Genomic DNA, 16158 nt, shown 5'->3' on the forward strand with positions numbered 1-16158 from the left:
TAATCTTAGCGCTAGAGGATTCTGAATTTAACGCAGGGTTCCACGGAAAAGTCCATGGCATCCACCTCGGTGATCATGGCGTCCACGTCCTTTGCGGCCGTCTCATGGGTGATGATGACCATGGGTACGCCTTCGGCTCCGGCTTCGCCCTTTTGTACGGCCTGAGCAATGGATATGCCGTGGTCGGCCATGGACCGGGTGATGGAGGCCATGACGCCCGTGCGGTCGGCCACGGTGAAGCGGAAGTAGTATTTTGATTCGGACTCTTCCGGGGGGAGTATGGTCGCCCTGGAGATCGGCTGGTTGGTGAAGCCGGTATTGTCGAATGAGTCGGAGTCCATCTTGCGGATCAGGTTCATGATGTCGGCCAGCACGGCGCTGCCCGTGGGCAGGTCTCCGGCGCCCTGACCATGCAGCATGATCGGACCCACAGCATTGCCCTCCAGGCGAACGGCATTGTAGTTGCCGCCCACGCGGGCCAAGAGATACGTGTAGGGAACCAGAGCAGGGTGCACACCCGCTTCGAGTCTGCCGTTCACGTCCATCACATGGGCCAGCAGCTTGATGCGGTATCCGAACTCGCGGGCGAATTCGATGTCCATGGGCGTTACGCTGGTAATGCCCTGGATGGGAATCTCGGCCAGAGGATAGTCCATGCCGTAGGCCATGCGTATCAGTACGCAGAGCTTGTGCGCGGTGTCGAATCCTTCGATGTCGAAGGTCGGGTCCGCTTCGGCGTAGCCAAGGTCCTGAGCATCGGCCAGGGCTTTTTGAAAATCCACTCCCTTGGTGGTCATTTCGGATAGGATGTAGTTGGCCGTGCCGTTCATGATGCCGAGCATGTTGATGATCTCGTCCCCGGCCAGGCTCTCCTTGAGAGTCTGGACAATGGGGATGCCACCGGCACAGCTTGCCTCGAACATCAATCCCACCGAGTTCTTATGGGCAGCCTCGAACAGCTCCAGACCGTGTTCGGCCAGGAGGTGCTTGTTGGCCGTGACCACATGTTTGCCTGCGGCAAAAGCCTTGAGCATCAACTCTCTGGCAGTATCCAGGCCGCCCATGAGTTCGACCACTATGTCGACGTTCGGATCATTGACCAGCACGTTCAGGTCGTCGGTGAAGGTTACGTCCGATCCGGGATTTACGGCCCGTTTCTTTTTCAGATCGCGAACCAGAATCGAGGATATCTCGATCCTTTTGCCGAGCCGCTTTTCAATGCGGGCGGCATTCATCTTGAGAATCTTGGCCAGGCCGGAACCGACAGTTCCGAAACCGCCAAGGCCGAGTTTGATAACGTCCATGCTTACCCCTTGGCGAAAAATTTTCGCAGATTGCGAACAGCCTGGTTGGTGCGGTGGCGGTTTTCCACGAAACTGAAACGAACGTGGTCATCGCCGTACTGACCGAAACCGAGGCCGGGAGAAACTGCAACTTCAGCTTCCTGCAGGAGCATTTTGGAGAATTCGACGGAACCCATCTTCTTGAATTCTTCAGGAATAGCTGCCCACAGGAACATGGTCGCCTTGGGAGGGGTGACCTCCCAGCCGATGCGATTCAATCCTTCGCACAGGGCGTCGCGGCGGTCCTGATAGACTGCCATGATCTCCTTGACGGCACAATCCATATCGTCCTGGGTAAATTTGGGGTTGGCTTCGAGGTCGCCGTTCAGAGCGCAGGCGGCTGCAATCTGGATGGGCTGATAGATGCCGTAATCCAGGTAGCTCTTGATGCGGGTAAGGGCGTTGACCATCTCCGGGTTGCCCACGCAAAAACCGACGCGCATCCCGGCCATGGAATAACTCTTGGTCATGGAGAAGAATTCCACGCCCACATCCTTGGCTCCTTCGGCCTGCAGGAAGCTCGGGGCTACATATCCGTCGAATACGAAATCCGCATAGGCGAGATCGTGAATGACGTACAGTTCGTTTTCCTTGGCGAAATCCACGATACGCTGGAAAAAGTTCAGATCCACGCACTGGGTGGTCGGGTTGTGCGGAAAGTTGATGATCAGGAGCTTGGGTTTGGGCCAGGTGTGCTTGACCGCAGTTTCCAGGTTTTCGAAGAAATCCTGTCCCGGTCCGATGGGAACCCGGCGCACGTCCGCCCCTGCGATGATGGAGGCGTAGGGGTGGATGGGGTAGGCCGGGTCCGGTGCCAGAACCACGTCGCCGGGGGAGAGCATGGCCAGTCCCAGATGGGCAAGCCCTTCCTTGGCGCCCATGGTTACGCAGATCTCCTTGTCGTGGTCAAGCGAGACATTGTAACGGCGGGAGTACCAGTTGCGAATGGCGTGACGCAGGCCCTTGATCCCCTTGGATGCCGAATATTTGGAGTTGCCGGGCTTGTATGCCGCTTCGGTCAGCTTGTCGAGAATGCACTTCGGGGTGGGCACATCAGGGTTGCCCATGCCCAGGTCGATGATGTCCGCACCCGCGTGGCGCAGCTTCATCTTGAGTTCGTTGACTTGGGCGAATACGTAGGGAGGCAAACGATCGACTCTCGCAAACTTGGACATGGCGGTAAAACTCCTCAATAAATATAGTGGTACAAGCAAAATTTCTTACTCTGCACCGTCTTCACTGTCAAAATGAAAATAAGCGGACTTGTATGCCACACATTGATGTCGGCGGGTAAAGTATCGGTTCCGTCTTGACCTGACTGTCAGTTTTTCTTAGCGTTCTTTTTTTCATTGATAATAAACACGGTTCAATGCCGTAATATTTTTCTAAGGAGACAGTTCATGGTCCAGAAATCAGAAACCATATGGTTTGATGGCGAGCAGGTTCCCTGGGACGAGGCCAATGTCCACGTCCTGACGCATACGCTGCATTACGGAGCAGGCGTGTTCGAAGGCATTCGCGCTTATGAATGCGCAGATGGCTCCTCCGAGGTTTTCCGCCTGGAAGAGCACATGATCCGTCTGGTCAACTCCGCCAAGATTCTGGGAATAAAGGTGCCGTATACCGCTCAGGAATTGACCGAGGCCGCTGTAGAGACCCTCAAGCGCAACAAGCTGGCCGGTGCCTATGTCCGTCCCCTGGTCTTCATCGGTGAAGGCGTCATGGGCGTCCATCCGGGCGACAATCCGATCCGGACCATTATCGCCACCTGGCCCTGGGGTGCGTATCTCGGCGATGAGGCATTGGAAAAAGGCATTGCCATCAAGACCAGCTCTTTCAATCGCCACCATGTCAATGTCATGATGACCAAGTCCAAGGCGTGCGGCAACTACGTCAATTCAGTGCTCGCCAAAATGGAAGCCGTGTCCGACGGGTATCACGAAGCAGTCCTGCTCGACACCACGGGCCACGTGTCGGAAGGTTCGGGCGAGAACATCTTCATGGTTGTGGACGATGTCATCTATACTCCTCATGCCGACGGCGTTCTCGGTGGTCTGACCCGTAACTCCATCATTACCCTGGCCAATGACCTTGGCTACGAGGTGCGTGAGGAGCCGCTCACCCGCGACATGCTCTACGTTGCCGACGAAGTGTTCTTTACCGGCACCGCCGCGGAACTGACCCCTGTCAGTTCCATAGACCGTCGCGAGATCGGCGACGGCAAGGCCGGGCCCGTGGCCAAGATGCTCCAGACCGAATACTTCAAGATCGTCAAGGGCGAAAATCCGGACTACGAACATTGGCTCCATCGCTATCAGGTTTGATAGAAAGTCTAGAAAACCGGTTCATCATCTGGTAAGTAAGGGGAAATCCGGCGCGGAATGTCGGCTTTCCCTTTTTTTACTTTGTTTTTTCAGGCGATTATTATTTCCGCGCCATAGCTCCAGGCACACAAATGAGTACATCCAATCTCACTGCCAAGTATCGTCCCCAGACTTTTGAAGAAGTAGCTGGGCAACAGGCCGTCAAATCCATCCTTTCGCGGGCAGCCGCTCAGGACAAGATTGCGCCCGCCTATCTTTTTTCAGGTACCCGTGGCGTGGGCAAGACCACCATTGCCCGCATCTTTGCCAAGGCGCTCAACTGCGTCAACGCGCCTACGGGGGAACCCTGCAACCAGTGCTCCAACTGCAAGCAGATCACCGCAGGCGTGGCCGTGGATGTCATCGAGATAGACGGTGCATCCAACCGCGGCATCGACGATGCCCGCAGGTTGAAGGAGGATATCGGTTACGCACCGCTCGAGTGCCGTTACAAGGTCTTTATCATTGACGAGGCGCACATGCTCACCAAGGAAGCGTTCAACGCGCTTCTCAAGACCCTGGAAGAGCCGCCGCCTCGGGCTACCTTTATCATGGCGACCACCGAGCATCACAAATTCCCGGCCACCATCGTCAGCCGGTGCCAGCATTACACCTTCAAGATGCTGCCTCAGGCGGAACTGGTGACGCACCTTGAAAAGATAATGAATCTTGAAAACTTGCGCTATGAAGCGGGTGCGCTTCAGATCATTGCCAAGCGCGGTGCGGGCAGTGTGCGCGATTCCATGTCCCTGCTCGGCCAGGCCCTGGCCATGGGTGAGGATGTGCTCAAGGAAGCGGATGTCCGCGGTTTTCTCGGCCTGGCAGGTCAGGATGTCTTTTTCGGTCTCATGGAGGCCATGCACGCGCGCAATCTCGTGGCCGTCGGTCATGTGCTTCGCCAGGTCCTTGACCAGGGTCTTGATCTCGGATTTTTCCTGCGCGAGCTGACCAACTGCTGGCGAAACATGTTCCTGCTCAGGCAGGCGGGTGAAGAGGCTTTGCCCCTGCTCGGTTTTTCCGGCGAAGAGGCCGTCACCTGGATGGATTGGGCGGGGCGGTTCGAGCCTGCGCATATCCATGCCTGCTGGCAGATGACTCTGGACGGCCAGCGCAAGGTCATGACCAGCCTGGAACCGGCCCTGGCCCTGGAGCTGTTGTTGCTCAACCTGACCAGTCTGCCGGACCTGATCAACCTGGAATCCATGACCCCGAGGTCGCCCGGTTCCATGCCCAAGCCCCCCATGGCCGGACCGGGTGGGGCAATGCAGGGCGGTCCAGGTTCCGTGTCCGGGGGAATGCCCCGCAGCGGGCAGCAATTCTCATCACCACAGACTGCGCCGCAGCCTCCGCGACAGGAAATGAACAGGCCGGCACCCCGGCAGCCCGTGCAGTCTCCCCAGGCGCAACGCCCGGAAACCCCGGTCCAGACCCGGTCTGAACCGGAGCCGGAGCCTGACCCAGTAACGCCTTCGGACGCGCCGCCCATGTCCGAGCCCCCTGCACAGCCCAGAGTCGAGGCGTCCATTCCGGGGCCCCGTACCTGGGACGGTTTCCTCGCATTCGTGGAGGAGCGTAACGGGCGGTCGGGCGTCAAGGTGGCCATGCTGCATCTGGCCGAGGGCAAGCAAAAGGACGAGGAGTTGGTGGTCACCTGCAAATCCAGGACATTGTGTTCGCAATTGACGGAAAAGCAGACCCTAACCGCTCTTGATTCTTTGACAAAAGAATTTTTTGGTCCAACGGTTGAGGTTCGTGTGGAAACAGGCGATATTGCCGTTCCCAAAACGGACAGACAACTCATGGAAGAGGCTGAAAACCATCCGGGCGTGAACAAGATCATGGATGCTTTCAGTGCCCAATTGGTTTCGGTAAGTCCCAGAAAACATTAAGAAGAGTATAATTCGAGGAGTATGTCATGAAAGGCATGAACGAAATGATGCGGCAAGCCCAAATCATGCAGCGCAAAATGACCGAGGCCCAGGACGCCCTCAAGACGCAGGTGGTCGAGGCGTCCAGCGGCGGCGGCATGGTCACCATCAAGATCACCGGCGGTCAGGAAGTGACCGAAGTGGTCATCGAACCGTCCGTCATGGAAGCGGGTGATGTGGAGATGCTCCAGGATCTGGTCATGACCGCTGCCAACGAGGCCATCAAGAAGTCCAAGGAGATGATGGAAGATGCCATGAAGGGCGTTACCGGGGGCATGAGCATTCCCGGTATGTTTTAGGAGCCTTTGTGCAGAATCTTCCCGGACCGCTCAAGGAAGTGGTCGACCAGCTCTCCGGGTTGCCCGGCATCGGGCCCAAGTCCGCTCTTCGCATCGCCTTGACGCTCCTCAAGATGCCGAGGGAAAAGGCGGGGGGGGTCGGGCAGGCAATCATTGATCTTCGTGAACGACTCTGCCTGTGCGACGACTGTGCCTGTCTGGCTGAATCAAGTCCGTGCGCCATCTGTTCAGACCCGTCGCGCGATTCCGATCAGCTCTGCCTGGTGCCGGAATGGGACGCGCTCCTGGCCATGGAGGAGATGGGCATCTACCGGGGAAAATATCTTGTCCTTGGTGGATTGCTGTCTCCCCTGGACGGGGTGGACCCCGGACACCTGGAAATCGACAGGTTGCGGCGCAGATTGGCCTCGGGTGAAATCTCCGAGCTGATACTGGCCCTTGGTGCCACTCTGGACGCTGAAGCCACGGCTTCCTATGTGAAGAACCTTGTGGAATCCGAGCTGCCCGGAGTGTGTGTAAGCCGCCTCGCTCAAGGCATCCCCATCGGGGGCGAAGTCAAATTCATGGACAAGGAGACGTTGAAGCAGTCTCTGGTTCACCGGCAAAAAGTGTAACCATGAAGAGTGCTCATGAGTGATGATAAGCTCGCGTATCTGTCCGGAGTCGAAGTCCAGGGCGTTGTCTATTACAACAAGGAAAACGGCTACACCATCGCCAGGGTCAGGATAAGGGACGAGCCGGGTCAGACCACCATTGTGGGGACTTTGGGGGAGCTGGCCGGAGGGGCGACCCTGGACCTGCACGGCAAGTGGATCACGCACCCCAAGTTCGGCCGTCAGTTCGAGGTCCAGACCTTTGAGCAGGCCCGTCCTGCTTCAGAGAACGGAGTCATCCGGTTTCTGCAATCCTCCATCAAGGGTGTGGGCGAGAAAACCGCCACGTTGCTGGTGGAGGAATTCGGTGTTCAGGTGCTGGACATTCTTGACGACGACCCGGAACGGCTCCTGAAGATCCGGGGCATTTCCAAGAAAAAACTCACGGATATCATCGAGTCCTGGAGTCGCCAGAGGGAGATCAAGAATCTGTTGGTCTTTCTGCAGACCCATCATGTCCCCACCACCTTTGCCGGGAAGATATTCCATCTTTACGGTGCCCAGGCTGAACGCAAGCTGCGGGAAAACCCCTATGATCTCGCCTATGAGATACGAGGGGTGGGTTTCAAGACGGCTGACCAGATGGCCATGAAGCTGGGCTTTGCACCGGACTGCGCCCAGCGGTTGGAGGCGGCCATCGCCTATACCATGCTGACCGGTTGCGAACGCAATGGGCACTTGTTCCTGCCCAAGCCCAAATTGCTGGAAGATGTGGCCCGTATGCTCGATACCGGGGATTTCGACAAGCTTGAACTCGCTCTGTATTCGCTGGAGGAGAAAAAACGCATCCGTATAGAGGATTTGTCGGAACAGGGCATTTCCGAAGCCGTTTACCTCATGTATTTCTTTCATTTTGAAAACGAGATCACCCAGCGGCTTTACCAGCTCATCAATCATCCCACCCCGGTCAGTCGCAAGAAGATCGACAAGACCCTGCCTCTGGTGGAAGAGAAGCTCGGATTCACGCTTTCGGCGGAACAGCGCGAGGCAGTGTTTGAATCCTGCTCGAACAAGGTGTTCATCATCACCGGCGGCCCCGGTACTGGTAAGACCACCATTACCAAGGCGATCATGATGACCCTCAAGGAGTTGGGCTTGAAGATCCTTCAGGCCGCTCCGACAGGCCGGGCGGCCAAGCGCATGTCCGAGGCCACCGGACATCAGGCCAAGACTGTGCACCGCATGCTCCAGTTTCAGCCCGACGGTGGCTTTCATTACTGTGAGGACCAGAAGCTCAAGGCCGACGTGCTGGTGGTGGACGAGGCATCCATGGTGGACGCGCAACTGTTCGTGGCCATTCTGCGAGCATTGCCGCATACCTGCCGTTTGATTCTTGTGGGTGACGTCAACCAGCTTCCGAGTGTGGGACCGGGCAACGTACTGGGAGATTTGATCAATTCGGAACGGGTGCCGTGCGCCGTGCTGACCCATATTTTTCGTCAGGCCCAGGAAAGCTTTATCGTGGTCAATGCCCACCGCATCAATTCCGGGCAGTTTCCTCGTCAGCATCCGTGCCAGGCTCCCGAAGCCGACTTCTTCTGGATACCGCAGGAGGATTCGGCCAAGGTGCAGAAGCTCATCCTGGATTCGGTCTGCGAACGCATTCCCCAACGATATGGGTATGATCCCATGCGGGATATTCAGGTGCTCACTCCCATGCACAAGGGGGATGTCGGCACCCAGGCCCTGAACGTGGCCTTGCAGGAAAGGCTCAATCCGGCCAGACCCGGTGTGCGCGAACTCAAGCGCAAGTTTGCCACCTTTCGCGAGGGTGACCGTGTCATTCAGCTCAAGAACAATTATGACAAGGAAGTGTTCAACGGCGACCTTGGCTGGATAGTTGAGGTGGACCCGGAGGATCACGAGCTTTTCATCGAGTTCGACGGTAATTATGTCCATTTCGAATCAAGCGAATTGGACGAACTGGGGCTGGCCTATGCCGTAAGTGTGCACAAATCTCAGGGCAGCGAATATCCGGCCGTGGTCATGCCCATCGTGACCCAGCACTTCATGTTGTTGCAGCGCAACCTGCTCTATACCGGCCTGACCCGCGCCCGTGAACTGGCCGTACTCATCGGTTCGGACCGGGCTTTTCAGATCGGTCTGAACAATGCCACTTCCGGCAATCGCCATACCCACCTGGCCCATCGCCTGCGCGCCATCTTCGCGGAAAACCGGCTCCATTAGCGGGCTTTTCCCGTATAATCGAACCGTCCGGCTTGGATGTCACCTGTCTCCGGTTGCAAAACAATGGAAAAAATGGTGGATTATCCACTGGTATTTTTGTTTCTAATGATTATCATTTACTCTTGCGACACCCTCGGGTGCGAGGAAGCTCCGCCTGAATACATACGAAACACAAACGTCAAGGAGACAACCATGCTCAGTGCAAAATTGGAAGATGCGCTCAACGCTCAAATGAATTGGGAAATCTATTCCGCTCATATCTACCTTTCCATGGCCTCTCATTTCTCTCAGGTGGGGCTGGCCGGATTTTCAGCCTGGATGTACGCGCAGTACCAGGAAGAGATGTTTCACGCCATGAGGTTCTTCAATTATATCAACGAGGCCGGAGGCCACGCCAAACTGGGAACCATCGAGGCTCCCGAGCATAGATGGGAAACGCCGCTGGCAGCCTTTGAAGAGGCCCTGGAGCACGAAAAGGGCGTGACCGCGCGTATCAACGACATAGCCAATCTGGCCATGGACGAACGCAACCACGCTGTGGGTATTTTCCTCCAGTGGTTCATATCCGAGCAGGTCGAGGAAGAGGATTCCGTCAATGACGCCGTGGGCAAGCTGAAGCTCGTCGGCGACGGCGGCGGACTGTTCATGCTCGACCGGGATCTCGGCACTCGGGTGTTCACGCCCCCGACAAACGCATAGAATCGCATTGAACAGGCCGGAGGAGGATTTCTCTTCCGGCCTTTTACGTAACAACGACCAGGGGACGGCATGACAGACATGAGCATCAATATCGTCATAGGCGGTGCGGCCGGGCAGGGGCTGGCAACCATCGGCCGGTTACTCTCCAAGGGAATCACCAGGGCAGGCTATCACATGCTGGTGACGCAGAAATACATGTCCCGCGTGCGCGGCGGACACAACACCTTTGCCATCAGAGTGGGCACGAAACCGATTTCAGGGCCTTGTGAACCCGTCAATATCCTGGCGGCTCTCAATGAGGAGACGTTGAAAAAACATAGCGGGGCGCTTGCACCGGGAGGGCTTGTGGTGGCAGGCGATGATCTCGATTCCGCCGGCCTCAATGCCCTGCGCATTCCCTTCAAGGCCCTGGCCTCCAAACCACTTTTCTATAACATCGTTGTTCTCGGCGTGCTTGGCGGGGCTATTTGTCTTGATCTGGCCATTCTGGAATCCCTGTTGAAAGAAACCTTTGCCAAAAAGGGCGAGGAAGTCCTTCAGGGCAATCTTGAGGTGCTGCGAAAATCCTTCAATTGGGTTGCGGACCAAAAATACGATATCACTTGCATGGCAGCGCCCGAGAATCGTCATGGCAGAATGATGCTTAGCGGCAATGAAGCCGTGGCCCTGGGCGCACTGGCGGCAGGCTGCAATTTCGTTTCCTTTTATCCCATGTCGCCCGCCACTTCGGTGGCTTTGAGCCTCATAGCCAAAGGTGCTTCGCTTGGTTTGCAATACGAGCAGGTGGAGGACGAGATCGCGGCCGTGAATATGGCACTGGGCGCATCCTATGCCGGGGCCAGGGCCATGGTAACCACTTCCGGGGGCGGGTTTGCCCTTATGGAGGAGGGGGTGAGCCTGGCCGGGGTGTCGGAAACTCCGTTGGTCTGTGTGGTTGTCCAGAGGCCCGGCCCGGCCACGGGCATGGCTACCAGGACCGAGCAGTCAGACCTTAATCTCGTGGTCTATGCCGGGCATGGTGAATTTCCCCGTGCAGTGTTCGCTCCGTCCGATCCCGAGGATTGTTTTTACCTCACGCATCGTGCGTTCGACCTGGCTGAGACTTTTCAGACGCCCATGTTCGTGCTTTCCGATCAGTATCTGGCGGATTCCTATCGCGACGTGGAGGTCTTTGATCTGGACAGCTTGCCCGAAACCGCCCGTCCGTTGCTTGATGCCGATGATGGTTACATGCGTTATGCCCTGACCGAAGACGGTATTTCGCCGCGACTGGTCCCCGGATTCTCCAAGGCATTGGTTCGGGCGGATTCCCATGAGCACGACGAGAAAGGGAAAATCACCGAGGACGGTCAAAACCGGGTGGTGCAGAATTCCAAGCGATTGCGCAAGGAAAGCGGGCTGTTCGAGGAGGTTATAGGGCCGGACTATTACGGCGAAGAAGGCGCGGATGTCGTGCTGCTGTGCTGGGGGACGACCCTTGGTTCCTGTCTTGAGGCCATGGAATTGGCTGAAACGACCAAGAGTCTGGCTGTCCTCCATTTCAAGCAGGTATACCCGTTGCGGGAAGAACAGTTCCTGGAGCACCTGGAGGGGGCGGACAGGGTGATCAGCGTCGAAGGCAATGCCACGGCACAGTTTGCCCAATTGATTGCCAGGGAGACCGGTTTTTTGGTTCAGGATCGCATCCTGCGCTACGATGGCCGTCCCATGACGGCTGAATACGTCCTCAAGGGTCTGGAAGACATCATCTGACATCAGGGAGAACGACCATGATTTCCATTGAAGAATACGGCGATTTTGAAACGTCCTGGTGCCCTGGTTGCGGCAATTTCTCCATTCTGAAAAGTCTTAAGGAGGCGCTTTCCGAGCTGGATATACAGCCCTATGAACTTCTGGTGTCCTCCGGCATCGGGCAGGCAGCCAAGCTGCCGCATTACATGCACTGCAACATGTTCAACGGGCTGCATGGACGCTCCCTGCCCGTGGCGCAGGGCATGAAAATGGCGAATCCGAAAATGAAGGTGCTGTGCGTCTCGGGCGACGGATGCAGCTATGGTGAAGGCGGCAACCACTTTATGGCCGCTATCAGGCGCAATCTGGATATCACCTTGCTGGTTCACAACAACCAGATTTACGGCCTGACCAAAGGCCAGGCCAGCCCGACCACCGCGAGAGGTCATGTGACCAAGGCACAGCCCGGCGGCTCGAAATCGGAAGGGTTCAACCCGGTGAGTACGGCAGTGGCCATGAAGGCCGGGTTTGTGGCGCGCGCTTTTTCCGGCGAACCCGAACATCTTGTCACAATGATAAAGGAGGCGATGGGCCACAAGGGTTTTTCCCTGGTGGACATCCTCCAGCCATGCGTTTCCTTCAACAAGCTCAACACGTTCGCATGGTATAAAGAGCGGTCCTATTTCCTGGAGGACCATGATCCCATGAATTGGGAGGCCGCCATGGTCAGAAGCGACGAATTCGGGGAGCGTATCCCCTTGGGCGTTCTGTATCGCAATGACCGCCCGGTTTTTGAAACCGGGAACAGGCTGGCTGATCATGAATACGCTAAAAACGACTTGAAAGCAGTGTTGCAGTCGTATACCTAGGGCGGCGTCCACTGTTATTACTTTTAATGAGGTACCAATGAGCAACGAATCGGAAAAGATTATCTATTCCATGTATAAGGTGACCAAACGTCATGGTCAGCGGGAGGTGTTGAAGAACATTTCCCTATCCTATTTTTACGGCGCCAAGATCGGCGTCCTCGGTCTGAACGGCTCGGGCAAGTCATCTCTTCTGAGGATTTTGGCGGGTGAAGATACCACGTTCGAAGGCGAGATTCACGTCAAGGACGGATACACCATCGGGTACCTTGAACAGGAACCCCTGGTGAACGACGAGCGTACCGTTCGAGAGGTTGTCGAAGAGGGCGTCGGCGAGATCATGGATATCATTAATGAATACAATGCGATCAACGAAAAATTCGCCGAACCCATGGAAGCCGACGAAATGGACGCGCTCATCGAAAAACAGGGCAAGGTTCAGGAACTCATGGATTCCAAAGGGGCCTGGGATATCGATTCCAAGCTCGAAATGGCCATGGATTCCCTGCGTTGCCCCCCAGGTGACACCCCGGTTTCTGTCATTTCCGGTGGTGAGCGGCGTCGCGTGGCCCTATGCCGACTGTTGCTCCAGTCGCCGGACATCCTCCTTCTTGATGAGCCCACCAACCACCTGGACGCGGATTCCGTGGCCTGGCTGGAGCAGTTCCTGGGTAGTTTTCCGGGCACGGTCATCGCCGTCACCCATGATCGCTACTTCCTGGACAACGTGGCCGGCTGGATTCTCGAACTGGACCGCGGCCGCGGCATTCCCTGGAAGGGCAATTACTCCTCATGGCTCGATCAGAAGCAGAATCGGCTGGCCCAGGAGGGCAAGCAGGAGGAAGAACGCCAGAAAACCCTTCAACGGGAGTTGGAGTGGATTCGCATGTCTCCCAAGGGACGGAGGGCCAAGTCAAAGGCGCGTATCAACGCCTATGAATCCATGGTCAGCCACGAGTCTGCGCGTCTTGCCGACGATCTGCAAATCTACATCCCACCGGGACCGCATCTCGGCAAACAGGTCATCGTTGCCGAAGGGGTGTCCAAGGCCATGGGAGACAAGTTGCTCATGGAGAATGTTGATTTTATCATTCCGCCCAACGCCATTGTGGGCATCATCGGTCCCAACGGCGCCGGTAAATCCACCCTGTGCAAAATGATCGTGGGTGAGGAAAAACCGGATGCAGGAACACTGACCCTCGGTTCCACGGTTGAATTCGCTTACGCAGACCAGAACCGCGGTTCCCTGACTCCCGGCAAGACCGTATACGAAATCATCAGCGGCGGAGCGGAGTTCATCAAGCTGGGCGATCGTGAGATCAATGCCCGCGCATATTGCTCTCGATTCAACTTCGCAGGGCAGGACCAGCAGAAAAAGGTTGATGTCCTGTCAGGCGGTGAACGCAACCGGGTACATATGGCCCAGATGCTCAAATCCGGTGCCAACGTGCTCCTGCTTGACGAACCGACCAACGATCTGGACGTGAACACCATGCGCGCCCTGGAAGACGGACTGGAGAACTTTGCCGGTTGCGTTCTGGTCATCAGCCATGATCGGTGGTTCCTGGACCGTGTCGCAACGCATATCATTGCCTTTGAGGGCGACTCCAAGGTCGTCATGGTTGAAGGCAACTACAGTGATTACGATGTTGACAGAAAGAAGCGGCTCGGCTCTGAAGCCGACCGACCGCACCGGCTCAAGTTCCGGAAGCTGACCAGATAAAAGAAAAAGGCCGGAATTCCGGCCTTTTTCTTTTAACAACCATCGGCTTCATCCATGCCGATAGCCGGTCTACGGTCTATGGCAACGGAATTTCCGGGAATAGATTTCGCATATTTCTTGATGTGTGCGGCCCTTTCGCCGATTTCCATGAGCGAGCACGACCCAAAGACTTCGATGACGCCCAGGGAGATGGTTACCAATGGGTATTCACGTTCCTTGTCGTCCCTGCCTTTGGCTTTTATCCAGCCCCGTTGCCGGTCATCGTCACAATAACACTGCTTGACCAGTCGCCCGAAGCAGCGGGTGATGGATGTGCAAATCCTGTTGACTGCCTCCGGCGGGGTGATGAGCACGAAGTCGTCGCCTCCGATGTGGCATAGCCGGGCATCTTGAGGGGCGTGCTTTTTTGTGGCCCAGGACATGATGTCCGCTGCCAGCTTGATGATACGGTCGCCGTTCTTGAAACCATAGGTGTCGTTGTACACCTTGAAGTGGTCCAGGTCGCCGTAGATGATGCTGAAGGTCCTTTTCTGTTTGATGCGCGTTTCCACTTCCTGCTCGATGGCCACGTTGCCGGGCAGCCCGGTCAGGGGGTTGGTGCCTTTGGCCATCTCCACTTGGATGTGTGCCAGCACGTTGAGGAGGTCCTGAACCGTGACCACGCCGTAGAGCAGCCCTTTTTTCGTTACGATGATGTCGTCGTAGGCCTTGAGATGCTCACGTTTCATGGCGGTCCGGGCCGCCTGTTCCACGGGCATGTCCACATCCACTATCAGCGGGCTGGCGTCCATGGTCGTCACGATGGACCGTTTGTGGTACAGGGCTATGCCGTATTGCGAGGAGAGCTGGCGGTTGAGGTGGTATTCCATGACAAGCCCTGCGGGAACATTGTCATTCACCACCACGATATTGGTGAACTTGTCGTTTTTTCGGAAGAACTCGTGGGCCGTGGAGACCAGGCAGGACATGTCCACGGCATGCGGTGCCCGGGCCAGATCCCCAACGGGCGGTGAACAAATAATATTGTTGGAAATGTCTCCCACCGTCTTGAGTCCCCTGCAGGCTTCGCTGACAAGGGGCTTCGGGCAGGCCGGCTGTGCCAGGAAGAATCCCTGGCCACAGTGAACGCCGATATCTTTCAGGCAGATAGCCTGTTCCTTGCTCTCTATGCCTTCGCCGATGATTCTGGAGCCGATCTTGTCAGCGAATGTGGCCGTGGTCTCCACCAGTGCCCGTTTCACCGGATCTTTGTGGATATCGACGATAAGAGATTTGTCGATCTTGATGTAGTCGGGCCGCAACTCGGCGATGAGCGTCAGCCCTGCATATCCAGCTCCGGCATCGTCGACGGCGATCTGAAACCCCTGGCTGCGGTAATGGGCCAGGGTTCGGTAGAACAAGTCGAAATCCTGGACGCTGTGCTGTTCCGTGATTTCAAAGACTATATTGTCGGGCGTGAGGTTGCACTGTTCCATGAGTTCAAGGGTTTGGCCCGGTGAGAATGCCGGGTCGGCCATGGTCTTCGGATGGATGTTGAGAAAGAGTTTCTGACCGTTCTTGAGTTCTCCCACGTTTCGTATGGCGGCTTCTCGACACAGTTTTTCCAGGGCGAACAGCCTTCCCAGTTGTTCCGCTGTTTGAAAAAGCATGACCGGGGAACGAAACGCGGAACCTTCGGGCCCCCTTGCCAGAGCTTCCCAACCCAGAATGGTGTCTGTGCGAAAATCGAGGATAGGCTGATAATGTGCCGTGACCATATTAGCAAGTAGAATGGTGTTGAACCGGCCGGTAATGGATAATTCGTTCATATTCAGAGGTCGGGTTTCCATTCTCCTGGCCTCCTCGAAGGCTCTGTTCAGGTTTTTGTCCCAGTTTTCGTCGTCTTGCTGGGTGGATATCGAGGCGAAACCCATGCCGAGGTCTATGCCCAGACCAGTATGGCGTAGCATGGTGCTTTCCAGGTCTTTTTGTCCTTGGATTTTGTATCCATAGGCAATGTCTGCGGGGTTGCTGTCCTGAGGAACCAGTATGGCGATCCTGCCTGGATCGACGCAGAGAAGACATGGAGTGCGCGAGTTGTTCGATCCGGCAGTTGAAGTCAGGGATTCCTTGAGTTCCTTTGCCAGGAGGTCGACGAAGCTTTGCCCGTACATTTCCTTGAGTTTGTCATAATCTCGTATGGTTATGAGTATCAACGCCTGGATGACAATCGTTTTGACGCGAAACGCGGGCAATAAGTCGTTCGGTTGTTCGAGGTACATGATATTCCCCTGTCATTTACATGCTGTTGGGGTCTTTCAAGTGCTGGCCATGGTATGGTCGAACCTGATTTGCATACGGGAGCATATGTTGTTCACCGTTGCTGG

The 16158-nt window shown here is 56.2% G+C and carries 12 protein-coding genes; 9 read left to right on the forward strand and 3 right to left on the reverse strand.

Features of this window, described 5'->3' with window-relative positions; translation table 11 throughout:
• Positions 1 to 11: 11 nt before the first annotated feature.
• On the reverse strand, positions 12 to 1304 hold the full coding sequence (locus DWB63_RS03775) for a homoserine dehydrogenase (protein ID WP_128327482.1): 1293 nt from the start codon (positions 1302 to 1304) through the stop codon (positions 12 to 14).
• 2 nt (positions 1305 to 1306) lie between these two features.
• Complete coding sequence (locus DWB63_RS03780) at positions 1307 to 2518, reverse strand: aminotransferase class I/II-fold pyridoxal phosphate-dependent enzyme (protein ID WP_128327483.1); 1212 nt, start codon at positions 2516 to 2518, stop codon at positions 1307 to 1309.
• A gap of 225 nt (positions 2519 to 2743) precedes the next feature.
• Between DWB63_RS03780 and DWB63_RS03785 the strand changes: the two genes are divergently transcribed.
• The 9 genes from DWB63_RS03785 to ettA all read left to right on the forward strand — a co-directional run bounded on the left by DWB63_RS03785 (position 2744) and on the right by ettA (position 13792).
• Positions 2744 to 3667 (forward strand): branched-chain amino acid transaminase, encoded by a 924-nt coding sequence (locus DWB63_RS03785; protein ID WP_128327484.1) that lies wholly within the window; start codon positions 2744 to 2746, stop codon positions 3665 to 3667.
• A 131-nt stretch (positions 3668 to 3798) separates the two neighbouring features.
• On the forward strand, positions 3799 to 5595 hold the full coding sequence (gene dnaX / locus DWB63_RS03790; protein WP_128327485.1) for a DNA polymerase III subunit gamma/tau: 1797 nt from the start codon (positions 3799 to 3801) through the stop codon (positions 5593 to 5595).
• A gap of 26 nt (positions 5596 to 5621) precedes the next feature.
• The gene (locus DWB63_RS03795) at positions 5622 to 5933 is read left to right on the forward strand and encodes a YbaB/EbfC family nucleoid-associated protein (protein WP_128327486.1); all 312 of its coding nucleotides are present in this window, start codon (positions 5622 to 5624) and stop codon (positions 5931 to 5933) included.
• 8 nt (positions 5934 to 5941) lie between these two features.
• Positions 5942 to 6547 carry a recombination mediator RecR gene (gene recR / locus DWB63_RS03800; RefSeq protein WP_128327487.1) on the forward strand — a complete coding sequence of 202 codons (606 nt, stop codon included), beginning with the start codon at positions 5942 to 5944 and terminating at the stop codon, positions 6545 to 6547.
• Between the two features lie 15 nt (positions 6548 to 6562).
• Positions 6563 to 8773, forward strand: a complete 2211-nt coding sequence (locus tag DWB63_RS03805; RefSeq protein ID WP_128327488.1) for an ATP-dependent RecD-like DNA helicase — start codon at positions 6563 to 6565, stop codon at positions 8771 to 8773.
• Positions 8774 to 8965: 192 nt separating this feature from the next.
• Complete coding sequence (locus DWB63_RS03810) at positions 8966 to 9472, forward strand: ferritin (RefSeq protein ID WP_128327489.1); 507 nt, start codon at positions 8966 to 8968, stop codon at positions 9470 to 9472.
• Between the two features lie 69 nt (positions 9473 to 9541).
• Positions 9542 to 11224 (forward strand): 2-oxoacid:acceptor oxidoreductase subunit alpha, encoded by a 1683-nt coding sequence (locus DWB63_RS03815; protein ID WP_128327490.1) that lies wholly within the window; start codon positions 9542 to 9544, stop codon positions 11222 to 11224.
• 17 nt (positions 11225 to 11241) lie between these two features.
• A complete protein-coding gene (locus DWB63_RS03820; protein WP_128327491.1) occupies positions 11242 to 12072 on the forward strand; it encodes a 2-oxoacid:ferredoxin oxidoreductase subunit beta in 831 nt (276 codons plus the stop codon).
• A gap of 37 nt (positions 12073 to 12109) precedes the next feature.
• Positions 12110 to 13792: an energy-dependent translational throttle protein EttA gene (ettA, locus tag DWB63_RS03825; RefSeq protein ID WP_128327492.1), complete on the forward strand. Its 1683-nt coding sequence runs from the start codon at positions 12110 to 12112 to the stop codon at positions 13790 to 13792.
• 32 nt (positions 13793 to 13824) lie between these two features.
• Here the strand turns inward: ettA and DWB63_RS03830 are convergent, their stop codons facing one another.
• Positions 13825 to 16053 (reverse strand): bifunctional diguanylate cyclase/phosphodiesterase, encoded by a 2229-nt coding sequence (locus DWB63_RS03830; protein WP_128327493.1) that lies wholly within the window; start codon positions 16051 to 16053, stop codon positions 13825 to 13827.
• Between the last annotated feature and the right edge of the window lie 105 nt (positions 16054 to 16158).

This window comes from Pseudodesulfovibrio sp. S3 (genome assembly GCF_004025585.1).
In the GTDB taxonomy this organism is placed as follows: domain Bacteria; phylum Desulfobacterota; class Desulfovibrionia; order Desulfovibrionales; family Desulfovibrionaceae; genus Pseudodesulfovibrio.

Coding starts and splice junctions, on each gene's coding strand:
- DWB63_RS03780 (WP_128327483.1), bottom strand. CDS start 2,518: ATGTCCAAGTTTGCGAGAGTCGATCGTTTGCCTCCCTACGTATTCGCC.
- dnaX (WP_128327485.1), top strand. CDS start 3,799: ATGAGTACATCCAATCTCACTGCCAAGTATCGTCCCCAGACTTTTGAA.
- DWB63_RS03775 (WP_128327482.1), bottom strand. CDS start 1,304: ATGGACGTTATCAAACTCGGCCTTGGCGGTTTCGGAACTGTCGGTTCC.
- DWB63_RS03785 (WP_128327484.1), top strand. CDS start 2,744: ATGGTCCAGAAATCAGAAACCATATGGTTTGATGGCGAGCAGGTTCCC.
- DWB63_RS03810 (WP_128327489.1), top strand. CDS start 8,966: ATGCTCAGTGCAAAATTGGAAGATGCGCTCAACGCTCAAATGAATTGG.
- DWB63_RS03820 (WP_128327491.1), top strand. CDS start 11,242: ATGATTTCCATTGAAGAATACGGCGATTTTGAAACGTCCTGGTGCCCT.
- ettA (WP_128327492.1), top strand. CDS start 12,110: ATGAGCAACGAATCGGAAAAGATTATCTATTCCATGTATAAGGTGACC.
- DWB63_RS03795 (WP_128327486.1), top strand. CDS start 5,622: ATGAAAGGCATGAACGAAATGATGCGGCAAGCCCAAATCATGCAGCGC.
- DWB63_RS03805 (WP_128327488.1), top strand. CDS start 6,563: ATGAGTGATGATAAGCTCGCGTATCTGTCCGGAGTCGAAGTCCAGGGC.
- DWB63_RS03830 (WP_128327493.1), bottom strand. CDS start 16,053: ATGTACCTCGAACAACCGAACGACTTATTGCCCGCGTTTCGCGTCAAA.
- DWB63_RS03815 (WP_128327490.1), top strand. CDS start 9,542: ATGACAGACATGAGCATCAATATCGTCATAGGCGGTGCGGCCGGGCAG.